The organism is Sphingomonas daechungensis (assembly GCF_039543105.1).
Lineage (GTDB): Bacteria > Pseudomonadota > Alphaproteobacteria > Sphingomonadales > Sphingomonadaceae > Sphingomicrobium > Sphingomicrobium daechungense.
In genome coordinates, this window is record NZ_BAABJC010000001.1 from 1210461 (window position 1) to 1226107 (window position 15647).

At 63.1% G+C, this 15647-nt stretch carries 16 protein-coding genes; 12 read left to right on the forward strand and 4 right to left on the reverse strand.

The genetic code is table 11. The annotated features are described in order from the left end of the window. The first annotated feature begins 31 nt into the window (after window positions 1-31). The 4 genes from ABD928_RS06315 (at window position 32) to ABD928_RS06330 (ending at window position 4053) form a co-directional block, all read left to right on the forward strand. On the forward strand, window positions 32-220 hold the full coding sequence (locus ABD928_RS06315) for a hypothetical protein (protein ID WP_187713771.1): 189 nt from the start codon (window positions 32-34) through the stop codon (window positions 218-220). Then, on the forward strand, window positions 217-2637 hold the full coding sequence (locus tag ABD928_RS06320) for a ligase-associated DNA damage response DEXH box helicase (protein ID WP_187715843.1): 2421 nt from the start codon (window positions 217-219) through the stop codon (window positions 2635-2637). Before ABD928_RS06315 ends, ABD928_RS06320 begins: the two co-directional genes overlap by 4 nt. A gap of 98 nt (window positions 2638-2735) precedes the next feature. Further along, window positions 2736-3734, forward strand: a complete 999-nt coding sequence (locus ABD928_RS06325) for an extracellular catalytic domain type 1 short-chain-length polyhydroxyalkanoate depolymerase (protein WP_345167180.1) — start codon at window positions 2736-2738, stop codon at window positions 3732-3734. A 37-nt stretch (window positions 3735-3771) separates the two neighbouring features. After that, window positions 3772-4053 carry a hypothetical protein gene (locus tag ABD928_RS06330; RefSeq protein WP_187713769.1) on the forward strand — a complete coding sequence of 94 codons (282 nt, stop codon included), beginning with the start codon at window positions 3772-3774 and terminating at the stop codon, window positions 4051-4053. Here ABD928_RS06330 and ABD928_RS06335 read toward each other — a convergent pair. After that, complete coding sequence (locus ABD928_RS06335) at window positions 4050-5555, reverse strand: M20/M25/M40 family metallo-hydrolase (RefSeq protein ID WP_345167187.1); 1506 nt, start codon at window positions 5553-5555, stop codon at window positions 4050-4052. The two genes, ABD928_RS06330 and ABD928_RS06335, sit on opposite strands and share 4 nt — an antisense overlap. 95 nt (window positions 5556-5650) lie before the next feature. On the opposite strand from ABD928_RS06335, the gene ABD928_RS06340 reads away from it, so the two are divergent. From ABD928_RS06340 to ABD928_RS06355, 4 genes are all read left to right on the forward strand, one after another. Continuing rightward, window positions 5651-6103 carry a hypothetical protein gene (locus ABD928_RS06340; RefSeq protein WP_187713768.1) on the forward strand — a complete coding sequence of 151 codons (453 nt, stop codon included), beginning with the start codon at window positions 5651-5653 and terminating at the stop codon, window positions 6101-6103. Between the two features lie 23 nt (window positions 6104-6126). Beyond that, a complete protein-coding gene (gene pdeM, locus ABD928_RS06345) occupies window positions 6127-6789 on the forward strand; it encodes a ligase-associated DNA damage response endonuclease PdeM (RefSeq protein ID WP_187713767.1) in 663 nt (220 codons plus the stop codon). A gap of 55 nt (window positions 6790-6844) precedes the next feature. Next, window positions 6845-7045, forward strand: a complete 201-nt coding sequence (locus tag ABD928_RS06350; protein ID WP_345167191.1) for a hypothetical protein — start codon at window positions 6845-6847, stop codon at window positions 7043-7045. Between the two features lie 74 nt (window positions 7046-7119). Further along, window positions 7120-7968: a bestrophin-like domain gene (locus ABD928_RS06355; RefSeq protein WP_187713766.1), complete on the forward strand. Its 849-nt coding sequence runs from the start codon at window positions 7120-7122 to the stop codon at window positions 7966-7968. 12 nt (window positions 7969-7980) lie between these two features. Here the strand turns inward: ABD928_RS06355 and ABD928_RS06360 are convergent, their stop codons facing one another. After that, window positions 7981-9414 carry a basic amino acid/polyamine antiporter gene (locus tag ABD928_RS06360; RefSeq protein ID WP_223276103.1) on the reverse strand — a complete coding sequence of 478 codons (1434 nt, stop codon included), beginning with the start codon at window positions 9412-9414 and terminating at the stop codon, window positions 7981-7983. Window positions 9415-9740: 326 nt separating this feature from the next. Between ABD928_RS06360 and ABD928_RS06365 the strand changes: the two genes are divergently transcribed. From ABD928_RS06365 to ABD928_RS06380, 4 genes are read left to right on the forward strand one after another with little or no spacing between them, the layout of a single operon-like run. Next, window positions 9741-10022 (forward strand): SHOCT domain-containing protein, encoded by a 282-nt coding sequence (locus ABD928_RS06365; protein WP_187713764.1) that lies wholly within the window; start codon window positions 9741-9743, stop codon window positions 10020-10022. A gap of 54 nt (window positions 10023-10076) precedes the next feature. Further along, the gene (locus tag ABD928_RS06370) at window positions 10077-10622 is read left to right on the forward strand and encodes a DUF308 domain-containing protein (protein ID WP_187713763.1); all 546 of its coding nucleotides are present in this window, start codon (window positions 10077-10079) and stop codon (window positions 10620-10622) included. Continuing rightward, window positions 10619-11224 (forward strand): beta/gamma crystallin-related protein, encoded by a 606-nt coding sequence (locus ABD928_RS06375; protein WP_345167196.1) that lies wholly within the window; start codon window positions 10619-10621, stop codon window positions 11222-11224. Before ABD928_RS06370 ends, ABD928_RS06375 begins: the two co-directional genes overlap by 4 nt. A 55-nt stretch (window positions 11225-11279) precedes the next feature. After that, on the forward strand, window positions 11280-12305 hold the full coding sequence (locus ABD928_RS06380) for an AI-2E family transporter (protein WP_187713761.1): 1026 nt from the start codon (window positions 11280-11282) through the stop codon (window positions 12303-12305). A gap of 21 nt (window positions 12306-12326) precedes the next feature. Here ABD928_RS06380 and ABD928_RS06385 read toward each other — a convergent pair whose 3' ends face one another. Together ABD928_RS06385 and nhaC are read right to left on the reverse strand one after the other, a co-directional pair. Beyond that, complete coding sequence (locus ABD928_RS06385) at window positions 12327-14027, reverse strand: alpha/beta hydrolase (RefSeq protein ID WP_345167200.1); 1701 nt, start codon at window positions 14025-14027, stop codon at window positions 12327-12329. Between the two features lie 55 nt (window positions 14028-14082). Next, window positions 14083-15618 (reverse strand): Na+/H+ antiporter NhaC, encoded by a 1536-nt coding sequence (gene nhaC, locus ABD928_RS06390; RefSeq protein WP_187713760.1) that lies wholly within the window; start codon window positions 15616-15618, stop codon window positions 14083-14085. Window positions 15619-15647 lie beyond the last annotated feature (29 nt).

The window sequence follows — 15647 nt, forward strand, 5'->3', positions numbered from 1 at the left end:
CGGGAGAGTTCCCGGTCGCGGAGGAAGCTAGATGGACGAAACGCTGCTTGGATTGATGGAGATCGTCGGCCCGATCATCCTGTTGGTGATTCTGGTCTGGGTGGTATTGCGCAACCGGCGCGCCAAGGGCGAAGCGCCGATGAGCGTGACCGAACAGGCGACGCGCGACGAATATGCCGATGAAGAGCGGCGCCGCCGCGAGGGGACTGACGACCGCTGAGCAACGAACCGGATCTCCCACTCGTCATCCGGAACTGGTTTGCCGAGCGCGGTTGGGAGCCGCGCCGGCACCAGATGGACATGCTGCGGCGCGCGCGCGCGGGGAAGAATGCGCTGCTGGTCGCAGCAACCGGATCGGGCAAGACGCTCGCGGGGTTCCTGCCGACGATTGCAGAATTGGCGGAGCAGCCAAGCGAGGGGCTGCACACCCTCTACATTTCGCCGCTGAAGGCGCTGGCGGTCGACGTTCAGCGCAACCTCCTCGGCCCGATCGAGGAGATTGGGCTGCCAATCCGCGTCGAGACGCGGACCGGTGATACGCCGTCGGATCGCAAGGCGCGCCAGCGGGTCAGGCCGCCGCAGATCCTGCTGACGACGCCGGAATCTCTGAGTCTGCTGCTGAGCTATCCGGACAGTTTCACGATCTTCGAGAATCTGAAGACGATCGTCATCGACGAGCTTCACGGCTTCGCGAAGGACAAGCGCGGCGATTTGCTGTCGCTGTCGATGGCGCGGCTCAACAAGATCGCGCCCAACCTCCGGCGCGTCGGCCTGTCAGCGACGATCAGCGATCCCGACGCCTACCGAAGCTGGCTCGCGCCCGATGCGGACATGGAATTGGTCGAAGTCGTTCAGGGAGACCCCGGCGCCGAACCGCATCTCTCGATCCTGATTCCCGAAGGCCGCATCCCGTGGGGCGGGCATTCCGGCCGCCACGCCGTCCGCGAGATCATGGACCTGATCGAACGGCACAAAACGACGCTCGTTTTCTGCAACACGCGCGGGCTGGCGGAATTGATCTTCCAGGACCTGTGGACCGCCAACGACAAGGGCCTGCCGATCGGCATCCACCACGGCAGCCTCGCGCAGGAGGCGCGCCGGAAGGTCGAGGCAGCGATGGCGGCGGGCAAGCTGCGCGGGCTCGTTGCGACGGCCAGCCTCGATCTCGGCATCGACTGGGGCGACGTCGATCTGGTCGTTCAGATGGGTGCGCCCAAGGGCTCCTCACGCCTCCTGCAGCGTATCGGCCGCGCCAACCACCGGCTCGACGAGCCGAGCGAAGGCGAAGTCGTCCCCGGCAACCGCTTCGAATATCTGGAGGCGCGGGCCGCGCTGGACGCCATCGACGACGGCGAACTCGATCCCGAGAACTTCCGCCCTGGCACGCTCGACGTCCTCGCCCAGCATATCCTCGGCGTCGCCTGCGCGGCGCCATTCGAGGAGCAGGAGTTGCTCCGGGAAATCCGCTCGTCAGCGTCCTACGCGGGCCTGAAGGACGAGACCTTCACCGAGGTCCTCAACTTCATCGCGACCGGCGGCTACGCGCTCAAGGCCTACGACCGCTTCCGCCGCCTCGTGCCCGAAGGCGACGGGCGCTGGCGCATCGCTCGGCCGCAGATCGCCGGCCAGCATCGCCTCAACGCCGGCGTCATCGTCGAGCAGCCGCTACTCACGGTTCGCTTTCGCAACGGCCGCAAGCTCGGCACCATCGAGGAAGGCTATGCCTCAACCCTCGCGCCCGGGGATCATTTCTTCTTCGCCGGCCTCAGCCTCGAGGTGGAGCAGTTCAAGGACGCGGACATTATCGTCCATGCCTCGAAAGAGTCAGGCCGCATCGTCACCTACGGCGGGCAGCGCATGTCGATGTCGACGCACCTCGCCAACCGCGTCCGCCATATGCTCGCCGACCGCAACGACTGGCACCGCTTTCCCGATGACGTCCGCGAATGGCTTGAAGTGCAGGATCGCAAGTCGGTCATCCCGGAACCACAGCAATTGCTCGTCGAGACGTTCGAGCATGAGAAACTGCACTACATGGTCGCCTACAGCTTCGAAGGCTGGAACGCGCATCAGTCCTTGGGAATGCTCATCACGCGACGAATGGAGAGCAAGGGCCTGAAGCCCCTCGGCTTCGTCGCGAACGATTACGCTCTTGCATGCTACGGGCTAGAGCCAATCAGCGACCCGCAGACGCTCTTCTCACCCGATATTTTGGAGCAAGAGTTCGTCGACTGGGTCGAACAAAGCCTGCTGCTCAAAAACGCCTTCCGCGAGGTCGCGGTCATCGGCGGTCTCGTCGAGCGCCATCATCCTGGCAAGAAGAAGTCGGGACGGCAGGTCAGCTTCTCGACGGACCTAATCTACGACGTTCTCCGCCGCTATGAGCCCGGCCACCTCCTGCTTCGTGCAGCCTGGGACGACGCCCGCGCGCGTATGACCGAGCTTGGGCGCCTCGTCCGCCTGGTCGATCGAGCATCCGCGACCATGCTGCACGTCGATACCGGCCGCATCACGCCGATGGCGATCCCGCTCATGGTCATTATCGGTCGCGAATCCCTGCCGCCTGGGGCTGAGGCCGATACCAGCCTGCTGATCCACGCGCAGGAGCTTGCCGACGAGGCCATGCGGATTGGTTAGCGGGCATCAAACGTTCTGAACGTCGCACGACGAACCGCCTCATCGTTCGTTCATCAAGCGTAATGAAATCTTGGACCGCCAATTCAGGGAGGCCGGAGATGTCGCGATTTGTCGCCGGAGCGCTGATGCTCACGCTGATCACGGGCACAGCCATCGCTCAACAAAGCGTGGAACGCACCCGCATGTTCGAGCGGTTTCAGGAACGTTCGGCCGAGCGGTCCGCCAAAGTCGCCGATCCAAACGCCACGCCTATCACCGCCCCCGGCGACTATCGCTTTACTTTCGACCACGGCGGACTGCGCCGCGAGTATCTCGTCCATGTTCCCCGAAGCTACGATCCCAAGCGCCCGGCGCCGATGCTGGTGGCGCTGCATGGCGGCGGCGGAGACGCGGACTATCAGGCGAGCGACGACAAGTACCGCCTCATCTCGAAGTCAGAGCAAGCCGGCTTCATCGCCGTCTTCCCCAATGGCTACAGCCGCTTTCGAAGCAGGGTGCTGGCGACATGGAATGCGGGCTCATGCTGTGCCGCGGCGGTACGCAACAAGGTCGACGACGTCGGTTTCCTTCGCGAAGTGATCCGGCGCGTCGAGCGGCAAGCCAGGGTCGACAGCAGCCGCGTCTTCATGACGGGCATGTCGAATGGCGCAATGATGTCCTATCGCATGGCCTGCGAAGCATCCGATATCGTCCGCGCAATTGCGCCGGTCGCGGGCACCGACAACACGTCAAACTGCAAGCCGGCCAAGCCCGTCCCCGTCATCCACTTTCACGCCGTCAACGACGAAATGGTCAACTTCAACGGCGGCCCAGGACCGAATTCGTTCACCCAGGTCGACTTCACCTCTGTCCCGTCCACACTCGCAAAGTGGGTTGCGCTTAATCGCGCCACTCCGGAGGCCCGCCGTGTGGTGAGCGTCAGCGGCGCCCACTGCGACCTTCATCCTGCGATGCCCGGCGGCGCGCCGGTCCAGCTTTGCGTCACCGAATCGGGCGGCCACAGTTGGCCCGGCGGGGGCAACCAGCAGGGCCGCAAGCAGCCGTCGATGGCGATCAACGCCAACGACCTGATGTGGAGCTTCTTTTCGTCGCTTTGAGGTTGCCACACCCGTGTCCGACCGCGAGAAACAGATCATGCGTAACCCTGTCCTGTTCGTCGCGTTCGTCCCGCTCCTGTCCGGATGCGTTGTCGGCACCGTTGCCAAGACGGCCGTCGATGTTGTCACCCTGCCCGTGAAGGTCGCCTCGGCCGGGGTCGATGCCGCGACGACCAGCCAGTCCGAAGCCGATGAGAAGCGCGGCCGCGAGCTTCGCAAGCAGGACGAGGAGCGCGGCAAGCAGGCACGCGCCATGGCCGAGCGATGCCGCAAGGGCCGGCCGCTTCCGACCGACACTTGCGGCGTTCAGCCGAACTAGTTCCTGGCCTTCGCCATGGCGGCAAGGTCGTAGAGATAATCGACGTAGAACATCGCCGACTCATCGAGCCCCGCGACTTTCGGATTGGCGCTGTCGATCAGATACCACTCGTTCGGCGCATGGGCTCCGCCGCCCGTACCTAGCCCGAAGCCGTCCGCTGCAAGCTTCAGCGGCGGGCCGGTGAAGGTCACGCCCGGCCATGATCCGGCCGTGCGCGGGTTGAGCGCATATTCGACCCCAACCTTCTTGAGCGCCGCGATTTGCGAGCGGACCAGCAGGCTGTTCTCATCCGTCTCGGTCGGGCTGTAGCCGCCGCTGACATTGACGATGATGTCGGAGAAGCCGCGCTTCGCAAGGTGCGCTTTCAGCTTCGCCTCCGCTTCCTCGCGCGTCATGTCAGGAACCAGCCGCAAGTCCAGCTTGGCCTCGGCACGGCCCGGCAAGACTGTCTTTCCACCCGGCCCCGTATAGCCGCTGACCAGGCCTTCGATATTCACGGTCGGTTGCGCCGCGAGGCGACGCGAAGCCGTCGCGTAATCCTCGTCCTTGTACCAATGCTTGACGCCAAGCTGCTTCTTCACGTCGGCTTCGTTGGAATTGGCCGTGCCTTGGTCGATCAGCTCGATTTGCCGTGGGGTCAGCGGCTTCACATTCTCGAACCAGCCGTCAATTGCGGGCGTCTGGCCGTCTTCCGAAACCAGTGTGTTGAGCGCTTTCACAAGCCGCCAGGCCGGGCTGTCGACGATGGCCTTAAGGCTCGAATGAACGTCCTTAGCGGGCCCCCTTCCCCAATTCTCGCCGCTGGAAATCAGCTGGACCTCGATCACACCCTTGGCGCCAAGATCGATGGACGTCGCGCCATTGCTCTCCTGACCGGCGCCGGGGATGATCACGCCGATAGTCTTTTCGAGCGCGGCAGCCGCTTCCGGGTCTGAGACGAGCTGCTTGAAGTGGGGAGAAGCGATTTCCTCTTCTCCCTCGGCCACCAGGACGAGGTTCACCGGCAGCTTGCGCCCAGTCGCCTTGAACGCATGGAGCGCGGCGAGGAACGCCACTTCCGGCCCTTTCTGATTGACGGCCCCGCGCCCGACGATCGCCTTGCCCTCCGGCCGATCGACCAGCTGGCCTGCAAGCGGCGGGGACGACCATTCCGAGTCCACGTACTGCTTCACGTCGTACATGAAGTAGATGCCAAGCGTCGTCGGCGCGCCCGCGTCCAAGGTCGCGAAAACGCCGGGTACGCCGCTCGTATGGACGACCTTCGCTTTCTGGAATCCGGCATCAAGCAACATCTGCCGCATGTGCTCCGCGCCCTGCGGCGTGTTGCGGTTCTCGGCGGCGATGGTCGGCAGCGCGATCCAGTCCTGCAACCTTTTGAGGTTCGCATCGTGGCTGGACTTGACCGACGCCGCTAGCTGCGCCCGATTCGGCGTTTCAGCGGCGGCGGGCGCGGTCGTCGCAAGCAAGGCAGCGACAAAGGCAGTCGAAAAACCCAGGCGCATCGAATCTCTCCCCCATTTTCTGATCGGAGAATTGCCGCAGAATTCCCGCCTGTCCAGCATTGGCCAAGCGGCGCCGCTTCCGGTACCGAGTTCGCGTGCGCTACTTCCTAGACACCGAATACAACGGCCTCGGCGGCGGCCTTCTCAGCCTCGCCCTCGTTCCCGATGATGGCGAAGAGCTGTATCTGACGTTCCGGCTGGATGAGCCGATCGTCGAATGGGTCCAGCGTCACGTCATTCCCTATCTGGACACCGTGCCTGAGCAGCTGTCCTGCCCCCGGCTCAGTCGTCCCGATGCAGCTCACGCGCTGGAGCGCTATCTTCGTCACGATCCCGAGCCCATCATCCATGCCGACTGGCCGGAGGATATCGCCCATTTCTGCAACCTGCTGATCACCGGCGAGGGTAAGATGATCGACCTCCGGCATCTGTCCTTCCGCCTGCTGCCGCTCAGCAATTTCAGCACGGCTGCGAACAGCAAGGTGCCGCATAACGCCCTTCACGACGCGCGTTCGCTTCGTGACCATATTTTGGGACTTGAGCCCTAGCGCCGCTCGTTTAAGCCAGAGCGATGGTTCCCTTTTCGTTCGCAGGCGAAACTTTCGTTGCGTCGCCCGAAGGCGCGCTCTTCTGGCCCGCCCGCGAAGCGTTGCTGGTCGCCGACCTGCATCTCGAAAAGGCGAGCTGGTATGCGCGGCTGGGACAGTTCCTGCCTCCGTATGACTCGGTTGCAACTCTCTCCGCCTTGACCGACCTGGTCCGCACCTCCGGCATCCGGCGACTCTATTGCCTTGGCGACAGCTTCCACGACCGCTTCGGCTGCGACCGCCTTCCCGAACAAGCGCGTGAAATGCTCCTGGCGCTGACGTCCACGCTCGAATGGACGTGGATCCTCGGCAACCACGACCCGGGATTTGCGGATCACTGCGGCGGGGTGCTGATTGAAGAAGCGCAGATTGGCAGAATCATTCTCCGCCACGAGGCCGACCGCGCCGACAGCCGTCCGGAAATCTCCGGCCACTATCATCCCAAGTATCGGGTGAACGTCCGCGGCCGCCGCGTATCCCGCCGCTGCTTCGTCGCCTCCAACACGAAGCTGATCCTTCCGGCTTTCGGCTCGCTGACTGGCGGCCTCGACGCCTCGCACCCCGAAATCCTCAAGCAGGTCGGACCGTCCGCATCGGCCCTCGTCCCACTCGACGACCGGATCTTGAGGTTCCCGATCGCGGCCTGACGCCTGTTAATCTGGATCAGTGTAGATGTAACAATAGGCGCGTAAAATCGCCCTCATGGAAACGCGCGAACACTATCTGCAGCGCAGGGCCAGAGAAGAAGACGAGGCCGCCGGCCGCGCTTCTTGCGCGAAGGCCCGCGAACTGCATGAAGAACTGGCCGCGCGTTATCGCGTCGCTGCCGATGCTCCGGGGGAATCCCGCAGTCCCGAGACCGTCTCTTCCACCTTCCCCGAAGATTTTCGTATCCTCGAGTAGGCGCGCTGCCGATCGCGCCGGCATCAGGAAATCTTCGGATAGGCGCGCCCTGATCCACCCCTAATTTGCGCGCCATGCTGGATGGGTTCGTCGATTTCGTTTTGGAGAAAGTGCCGCTGTGGGGCGTGGCGATCCTTCTCATCCTATTGTGCCTCGCCGCCCGCCGAGCGGGCGTCTGGGTTCGCCAGCGTTTTCATCCCCAGTCTCCGGCCCCTCCGGAATCGGCCGGCTCCGATCCCAGCGACTATATCGTCGGCGCCATCTTCGGCCTGCTGGCTTTCATGATGGGCTTCACCTTCGCCATGGCGATGGATCGCTACAGCGATCGCCGGACCGCGGTCCGGGAAGAGGCCGATGCCCTGCGAACGACCTATCTAACCGCGAGCGTCCTCGATCAGCCCTCCGCCTCGCGGACCCAATACGCTGTCCGCCAATATGCGCACAGCCGGATCGCTCCGGAGGGACTGTGGAACGACCGCACCGAAGCCGCGCTCAATGAAAGCCACGCGCTCGGCCTCCGGGCCTGGCAGGAAATTCGGGCCGCGATCCTGCCGATCCGTGACACCGATTTGGCAACGTATCTAGTCGAAACAACGAACGAGGCGATCAGCCAGGGTCGGCATCGCGAAATCCTCGGCCGCACGCACCTGCCCGTACTGATCCTCGACCTGCTGCTCGTTTACACGATCGTCGCGGCAGGCGTGCTCGGCTACATCGTCGGGCCGGAGCGACGTGGGGCCCGCCACGCCAGCACGGCACTCTTGGTGCTCTACACAGCCGCGCTGATCGTTATCATCGACCTCGACCGTCCTCAGGAAGGCATGATCAAGATCTCGCAGCAGCCGATCCTGGATGTCGTCGGCATAATGGATGCGGATCGCGACGGCAGTCTTTCACGCCCTCCACCAGCACCGCCCAATTAGGGCGGCATCTCCTCAGGGCGTGATGGTCCCCGAGACCAAGCCGTAGAACCCGATAAGGCCGGCGACCGCAGCGATCAGGAAGATGACGAGGTCGCGTGGCACGAACACCGGCATGCCCCGCTCCTTACGCGCCCATACGTACAATACTGTTCCCGGCACCAGCAGGACGGCGACGAGCAAAATGTACTTCGGACCAGCCGCGACGAACATGAAGATGGTGTAGACAACCGCGAGCCAGGAAATGATCTGGTCCCGGCCTCTTTGGTTCTCGACCCCCTCGTACCCCTCGCCGCTTCGGGCCACGAGCACGCCGTACCCTGCGACAAGCAAGTAGGGCAGAAGCGTCGTGACGCTCGTCATGTCGAGCATGAAGTTGAACGCGTCCTGCGACCAGTAGGTCGAGATGACGAACAGCGAGACGACGCTGTTCGTTAGCCACAGTGCATTGGCTGGTACGCGATTGCCGTTCTGCGCGGCAAACAGCTTCGGCATGTCCTCCGACTGTGCCGCGGAATACATGACCTCCGCACAGATCATCGACCAGGCGAGATAGGCGCCAAGGACGGAGACGAGCACTCCGATGGAAATAAACACGGCGCCCCAGTGACCGACGATGGATTCGAACACGCCTGCGAGTGAGGGCTGCCGAAGGCCCGCAATCGCCGATTGGGGCAGGGACCCGTAGGCGAGCAACGTTATCGCAACCATCAAGCCGGTCACGCCGACGAATCCGAGAATGGTCGCTCGACCGACGTCGGACCTGTTCTTCGCGAACCGCGAATAGACGCTCGCGCCTTCGATGCCGAGAAAGACGAAGACGGTGATCAGCATCGTATCCCGGACCTGCGAGATCAGCGGCTTGGGAGGCATATCGGCCCCGCCGTAGAAATTGTCGGCGAACTGGCTGAAGTTGAAGACGACGATGAGTGCGATGATCGTGACGATGATCGGCACGATCTTGGCGATGGTGACGACGAAGTTGATGAAGGCCGCCTGCTCGACTCCGCGCAGGATCATCGCGTGGAAGGTCCAAATACCGATCAGCGATACCGCGATCGCAATGAATGTGTTGCCGTCGCCAAAGCTGGGGAAGAAAGCGCCCAGCGTCGAGCCGATCAACACCCAATAGAAAACGTTCCCAAGGCAGCTTCCGAGCCAGTAGCCGAAGGCGGACAGGAAACCCATGTAGTCGCCGAAGCCGGCCTTCGCATATGCGAAGACACCGGAATCGATGTCCGGCCGGCGCTCGGCCAGCGCCTGGAATACTCGAGCAAGCATGTACATGCCGGTCCCGGCGATAGTCCAGGCGATGATTGCACCAAGTGGGCCGGTGGCGCTTCCGAACCTCGCGGGGAGGTTGAAGATCCCGGCGCCCACCATCGATCCAACGACCATCGCCGTGAGGGCACGGAGTGATAGCTTCGAAGGCTGCGCTGACTGCCCCACTGTTCCCCCGTTCTAACGGCGACATGGCGGTGAGCGGCACAAAGCCGACCGAACGATCCGATGCCCCCGTCCTGCATCTAAGGCTCAAGGCGACCTCGTGGAGTCAGGTGAAACCCCGATACCTTTAGCGCCGCGTCCGGCTGCGTCGGTTCAGGTTTCGACACTTTTCGAATTCAGAACTCCGGCGGCCCCCAATAGGGACTTACCCCTATTTGGAACGCTTCAGGGCTTGAGTAGCGTGCCAGCCGCCAAGAGCGAGTCGCGTCCTGACAATAACCGGCCTGGTCGGTGTTCAGATCAGTGAGCCTGAAACTAAGGAGGCCTGAATGATCAGAAGGCGCAGCGGACCCAGCTTGCTTGGACGCGCGGCCGGTACGGCAGCTCGCACTGCAGTTATCGCCGGCACTGCCACAGCGGTTTCCAACAAGGTTGCAGGCCGTTCAAATCAACCCGCCCAACCCGCCCAACCCGCACCGGCCGAGCCGCAGACGCCGGCCGGACTTTCCGGCGAGGCGATGAACCAGCTCAAGCAGCTCGCAGAATTGCACAGCTCCGGGATCCTGACCGACGAGGAGTTCGCGACCCAGAAGGCGCGCATCCTCGGCTGACGAAGGCTTTGCACGGTCTCGCTATTGCCGGGACCTGATGAAGGGAAAGCCCCTATGAACTGGCAGATACGCACGGTCCTCGCAGGTATTTTGGCTGCCCTCGGACTCTACGTAATCTTCAACCCGTTGCGAGTGACGACGCTGGTCGTCGGGACGGTCCCGTGGCTCTTGCTCACCGCCGGTGCGGTTTACCTGATCGCGGTGGTGATGCGAAAATGGCGGCGCCCGATCACGATGATCCTGCCCGCCATCGTCGGCCTGTTGCTTGTTTACGCGGGGCTCAGCATGAAGTTCGGCGACCCGCGCACAGTTGGCCCGATCGGCCTCCCGTTCCTGTTCGCGCTGGTCTTGCTGGGAGGCGGCATCGCCAAGCTCCTCACCACGCTCGACGTGCGCAAGTCACGCTACTTCCTCGTTTTCGTAGGTGCGGGCGTGATCTCCGTGCTGATGGGCCTCATCGTGATGTTCAACTGGTCCGCGGTCTCCGCCGGTTTTCTGGGCGTGGTTCTGGGGCTCGAGCTCATCGCGGACGCGGCATATCTCGCCGCCTTCGCATTCCGCGATCGGGACAAGGAAGAACATAGGGAGGCGCTGGGATGAAGACGATCATTCGGATCGCCGCCGGAACAGCGGCGGTGGTGCTGGCGGCAACGACCGCCGCGAGCGCACAGCAAGAAGGCATTGCCCCGACGAGCGCCGCGCAGCCGGAAGCAATGTCGCGGGCACCGAACCAGGGCGGCCTCGAAGCCATCCTTTACAGCGACACATTACTCAGGGGGCACTTCCATTCGGTGCGAGCCCCGACGCCGAACCTCAACCTTCCGTGGGACGCCCGATCGGTCCGCGTCCGCAGCGGCGAATGGCAGATCTGCAGCGGTCGCAACTACACCGGTACGTGCCGGACCATCGATCGCGATCAGACCCATCTCACGGGTTCGGTAAGGCGGATTCAGTCCATGCGGCCCACTGGCGGCTTCGGCACCGGCGTCGGCGAGTCCCTGCGTGGCGCCACCGCCGAGTTTTTCCCGGCACCCAAGCGTTTCGGGCGAAGGATCGAATGCAACGGATCGAGCTGTGCACGATCGGAAGCGAATGCATTCTGCCGCTCGGTCGGCTGGATCGTTGCTCGAAGCCAGGCCCTGGAAACCGTGGCTGGCCGGAGCATGGTGTCGGACGTGCTATGCGCGCGAACCCCGTTCTGAACCGGGACCTGATCTGAGCGCCGGGGATCTCAACCCTGCCGAGGCGCAACCCGGCATGACCGACCGCGCCAGCAGCGCGCCCGTATACATCATCGCGATCCTGGTGATGACGGTCGCCGCTTACTATGCCGCCAGCGTATTCGCGCCGCTCGCGGTCGCCCTGTTCATCATGGCTCTGGTCTGGCCGTTGCAGCGCACGCTTCAGGCCCGCGTGCACAAGCTGGTGGCTCTGGCCCTCACCTTGCTCACGACGATCGCCGTTTGCGTGGCCTTCGCATGGATCATCAGTTGGGCAGTGGGGCGCGTCGGCCGCTCAGTGGTGCTCGACAGCGCACGCTACAATTTCTTCCTCGCCAGCACGAAGGACTGGCTGGACGCACAAGGCGTTTCCGTCGCGGCCTTGGGAGCCGAGCATTTCACAGTCGCCTGGCTGTTCAGTGCCATCAGCAGGCTCGGCGGCCATTTGCAGACGACCTTCACCTTCTGGCTGATCGCCATCACCTATCTCATGCTCGGCCTGCTCGAGGTCGACGACATTCGGACGAAGATGCAGGCGATGAGCAACCGCAATGCATCACGCATTCTTCTCGAAGGCTGCAGCGTCGTTGCGAGCCAATATCGCCGCTATCTCCTAATCCGCACCGGAGTCAGCCTCCTGACCGGCTCGCTCGTCTGGCTCTTTGCGCGTTTGGTCGGCCTCCCGTTTGCGTTCGAATGGGGAGTGATGGCGTTCGCGCTGAACTATCTGCCCTTTATCGGGCCGTTCTTTGCAACCGTGATGCCGACACTGCTTGCCATGGCGACTTTCGACACGTGGGGCGAAGTGCTTCTCGTCTTTGTCTGCCTCAACGTGATCCAGTTTATGGTTGGCAGCTACATCGAGCCCCGCGTCGCCGGAACGATGCTATCGATCTCGCCAACGCTGGTGCTCTTCGTAATTTTCTTCTGGACCTTCATGTGGGGAATCCTGGGAACGCTCCTGGCGATGCCGATCACGGTCGCGATTTTTGCGTTCTGTGGTCTCAACCCCCGCAGCCAATGGGTCGTCGAACTGTTTGGGAAACCGCCAAAGCCCGCCTGACGCGGCTATCACACGAAACGATCAGATTTCCGACGGCTCCGCGGGCAATTTCTGCAAATGCCGCTTAAGACGCTCCACCCGCTCGGGCGGCCAACCCTGGACGTCGGCGACCTCCATCCATGCATCGATATAATGATCAACGGCAAAGGAATGGCCGAAGCCGGTCGGCGTGTTGGTGAACGTTGCCATGTCGCCGGCAAGTTGCAGGAAGCTGACGATCGGGAACCAGCGAAGCTCCGGCGATACGTCGGGTCCAAGACGCCCCCTGGTCCAATCCGGACGCCGGTAGATCGAACTGAATTCGAAGAAGGTTACCGGGTCGCTGGCGTATTGCAGGTAGACGATCCGGATTCGGCCCCAAGCCTTGCTGCGTTGTCCATGGCCGCTTTGCTGGTTCATGAAGCGAACCGCCCGGCCATCACGGAACTGGGGCAGCCATTCGGGCGAGCCCGGGTTGCGGCCATCGGTGATGGATCGCCAGATCCGGCTTGCAAACGGCGGCCCCGCCCACAGCGCCCCCTGGATCGGCTCTCCCGCCAGTTCGAATGGATCGGCCGCACGCGAAGAGTTGAGCGCTCCGAGGCTCAGGCCGTAGAGATACAGCCTGGGCCGCTTGTCCTCTGGCAAGCTGGTCCAGTGCCGGTAGATCGCATTGAACAAAGCGCGAGCCGATTCATTGCCGTTATCCGGCTCGGCGATCAGCGATAGCGGGCTCGACAGATACGAATATTGCATCGCGACGCTCGCGATATCGCCGCCCTCGAGGAACTCGATCGGGTCGATTCCGGCCTCATCGACCCAGCCTGTCCCCGTCGGGGTGATGACGACCAGCGCCGCACGGTCGAAACCTCCGGTCCGCTCAAGCTCGCGCAGTGCGAGCATTGCCCTTTGCTCTGGAGTGGCCGCCGATCGCATGCCGACGTACACACGGAGCGGTTCGCGCGCCGGCTGGCCTAGGACTGCGCCAATCTCCGCGGCGCTCGGGCCAGACGAAATGTACCGCCTCCCCTGGCGGCCAAGCTCCTGCCAGTTCAGCAGCGATGCGGCGCTGCCCGACTTCAGCGGATCCGACGGCGGGCTGAGGTCCGGCTCAACAAACGCGTCATACGTCCGGTACGACGAGTCAACGACCTGCATTCCGAAGCGGATGACGATCCCCGTCGCAACGACCCAGAATAGCAGGAATGCGCCAAGCATCCCGAGGATTGTCGCCGTCCGTTCGGGCATCACCCTGGCCGCCGATCGGGACAAGGCGCGGATCGTGATCTTCGCCAGCCGAACGAACGCGACAATCACCAGCATCGTGATTGACGCAACGACCAGTACGCCCGCCGGATGGATCGTTCGGACGGGCTCCAGGTCCATGAGCACGCGGGTGGAATTCTGCCACGCGGCAGCGCGCCAGGCGAAAGGCAATATGAGCAAGAGGCAGATTGCTGCGACAATCGCGCGGCCATTAGGCAAATCCATCACCGATCGCCGGGGAAGATGAAGCGCCCGCCACAGCCAGTCCGCGAACAGGCCGAGGAAGTATCCGACAGCAAAGCTGACACCCGACAGGACCCCCTGCGCGACCCATGTGCGCGGGAGCAGCGAGGGCGTCAGCGACAATGCGACAAAGAGGCTGCCGGCGATTAGGCCGGACAGCGACGGCGTGGTGCGCGACACCAATGACGCAATCGTATCGACCAGCTTCCGCGGAAGCTTCAGCTTCAGCGTCACGGCAGGCAATCGTGCAGTTGAGCCCTAAACCTCACGTGCTTGGTGTCATCGAGACTCACGGCCTCGTCAAATCCAGCCTGGCGGCCACCGGCTCTTGGGCATCGCTGGGGTCGCCGTCCGGCTTTCCGTCCGTCGTCGCGATCTTGAAGCCGGTATAGCCGTAGGTAACATCCAGCAGCGGGCTCATGTAATTGAAAACCGCGAACGGGAGATAGGCAAAGGTCGGGACACCAAGCACTGCGGACATGTAGGCACCGCACGAATTCCACGGCACCAGCGGCGCCGTCACGATCCCACCGTTGGAAACCGCACGGGACAGGTTCTTGCTTGCCAGCCCGCGCTTCTTGAACTCTTCGCCGAAGAGCCGCGTCGGAAGTACCATCGCGACATATTGGTCGGCCGTAATGATGTTCAGCCCGATTGGCGTCAGGACGGCCGTCGCAATCAGGTTTCCGGTTTGCTTCGCGCGCAGAAGGACGGGCGCAATCAGCTTCGAGAGAAATCCGAACTCGTCGAGGATTGACCCGAATGCGAGCGCCGCGATGATCAGCCAGATGGTCAGCAGCATGCTCGCCATTCCGCCCCGGGACAGGAGGTCATCGACCTGCTGAATTCCGCTCTCTGAATGAAAGCCGTTCGCAATCACTTGCCAAGACGCCTTGATGAACGACCCGAGTCCTCCGGTCACTCCGTCCGTCGGCAGCACCGACAGGACGGCTTGCGGCTGCGTCAGGCAGCCAAGAACAGCAGCGAAGATCGCCGAGGTCATCAGGGCCAGCGACGCTGGCATCCTGCGCATCGACATACCGATCAGCAGTACGAGCGGCAGCAGGTTGATGGGCGTGATCCAGAAGATCCGGTCGAGTGCCATCAGCTCTGAATCGATTATCGCATCGCTCGCGACATTGGTGTTGGACAGCCCGAGCAACAGGAGAACGGCTGCCGCGATGAGAAACGCCGGGATACTGACCCAAGCCTGATATCTCAGATGCTTGTAAAGATCGTTGCCGGTGAGCTGAGCCGCGAGGATCGTGGTTTCGGAAAGCGGCGACAGCTTGTCGCCCGTATAGGCGCCCGAAACGATGGCTCCCGCCGTGATTACCGGAGACACTCCGGTGAAGCTTGCCAGGCCCATGAGGCCGACGCCGATCGTGCCCACCGTTGTCCAGGAGCTGCCAATCCCGATAGAGACCAGTGCGCAAAGCACGAGACTGGCCGGATAGAACCAGTGCGGCTGCATGAGCAGCAGGCCGTAGTACACCAGCGTCGGAATGGTCCCTGCCATGTTCCAGGTGCCGATCAAGGCCCCGACGGCCAGCAAGATGAAGATCGCGCTGACGACGGAAGAAACGCCCCTGCGGCCGGCCTCCGCAACCTCGTCCCACGAATGGCCCAGCCGCATGATGATGAGCGAGGCAGCCATTGCCGCGAGCATCATGCCCGCTTGCAGGGGCCCGCTCATGGCGTCGAGGCCGAAGAGCGCGACCGAGCCGCCTACCAGCGCCGACAGGAGGATCAGCGGGATCAGCGCTTCGAGGTAGGTGGGCTCGCGGGCCTGCGTGCGGCCGACTGCTTTCGAAGGACTAGCCATGCGCTCCCCCCGACCCAAAAGATGGCTCG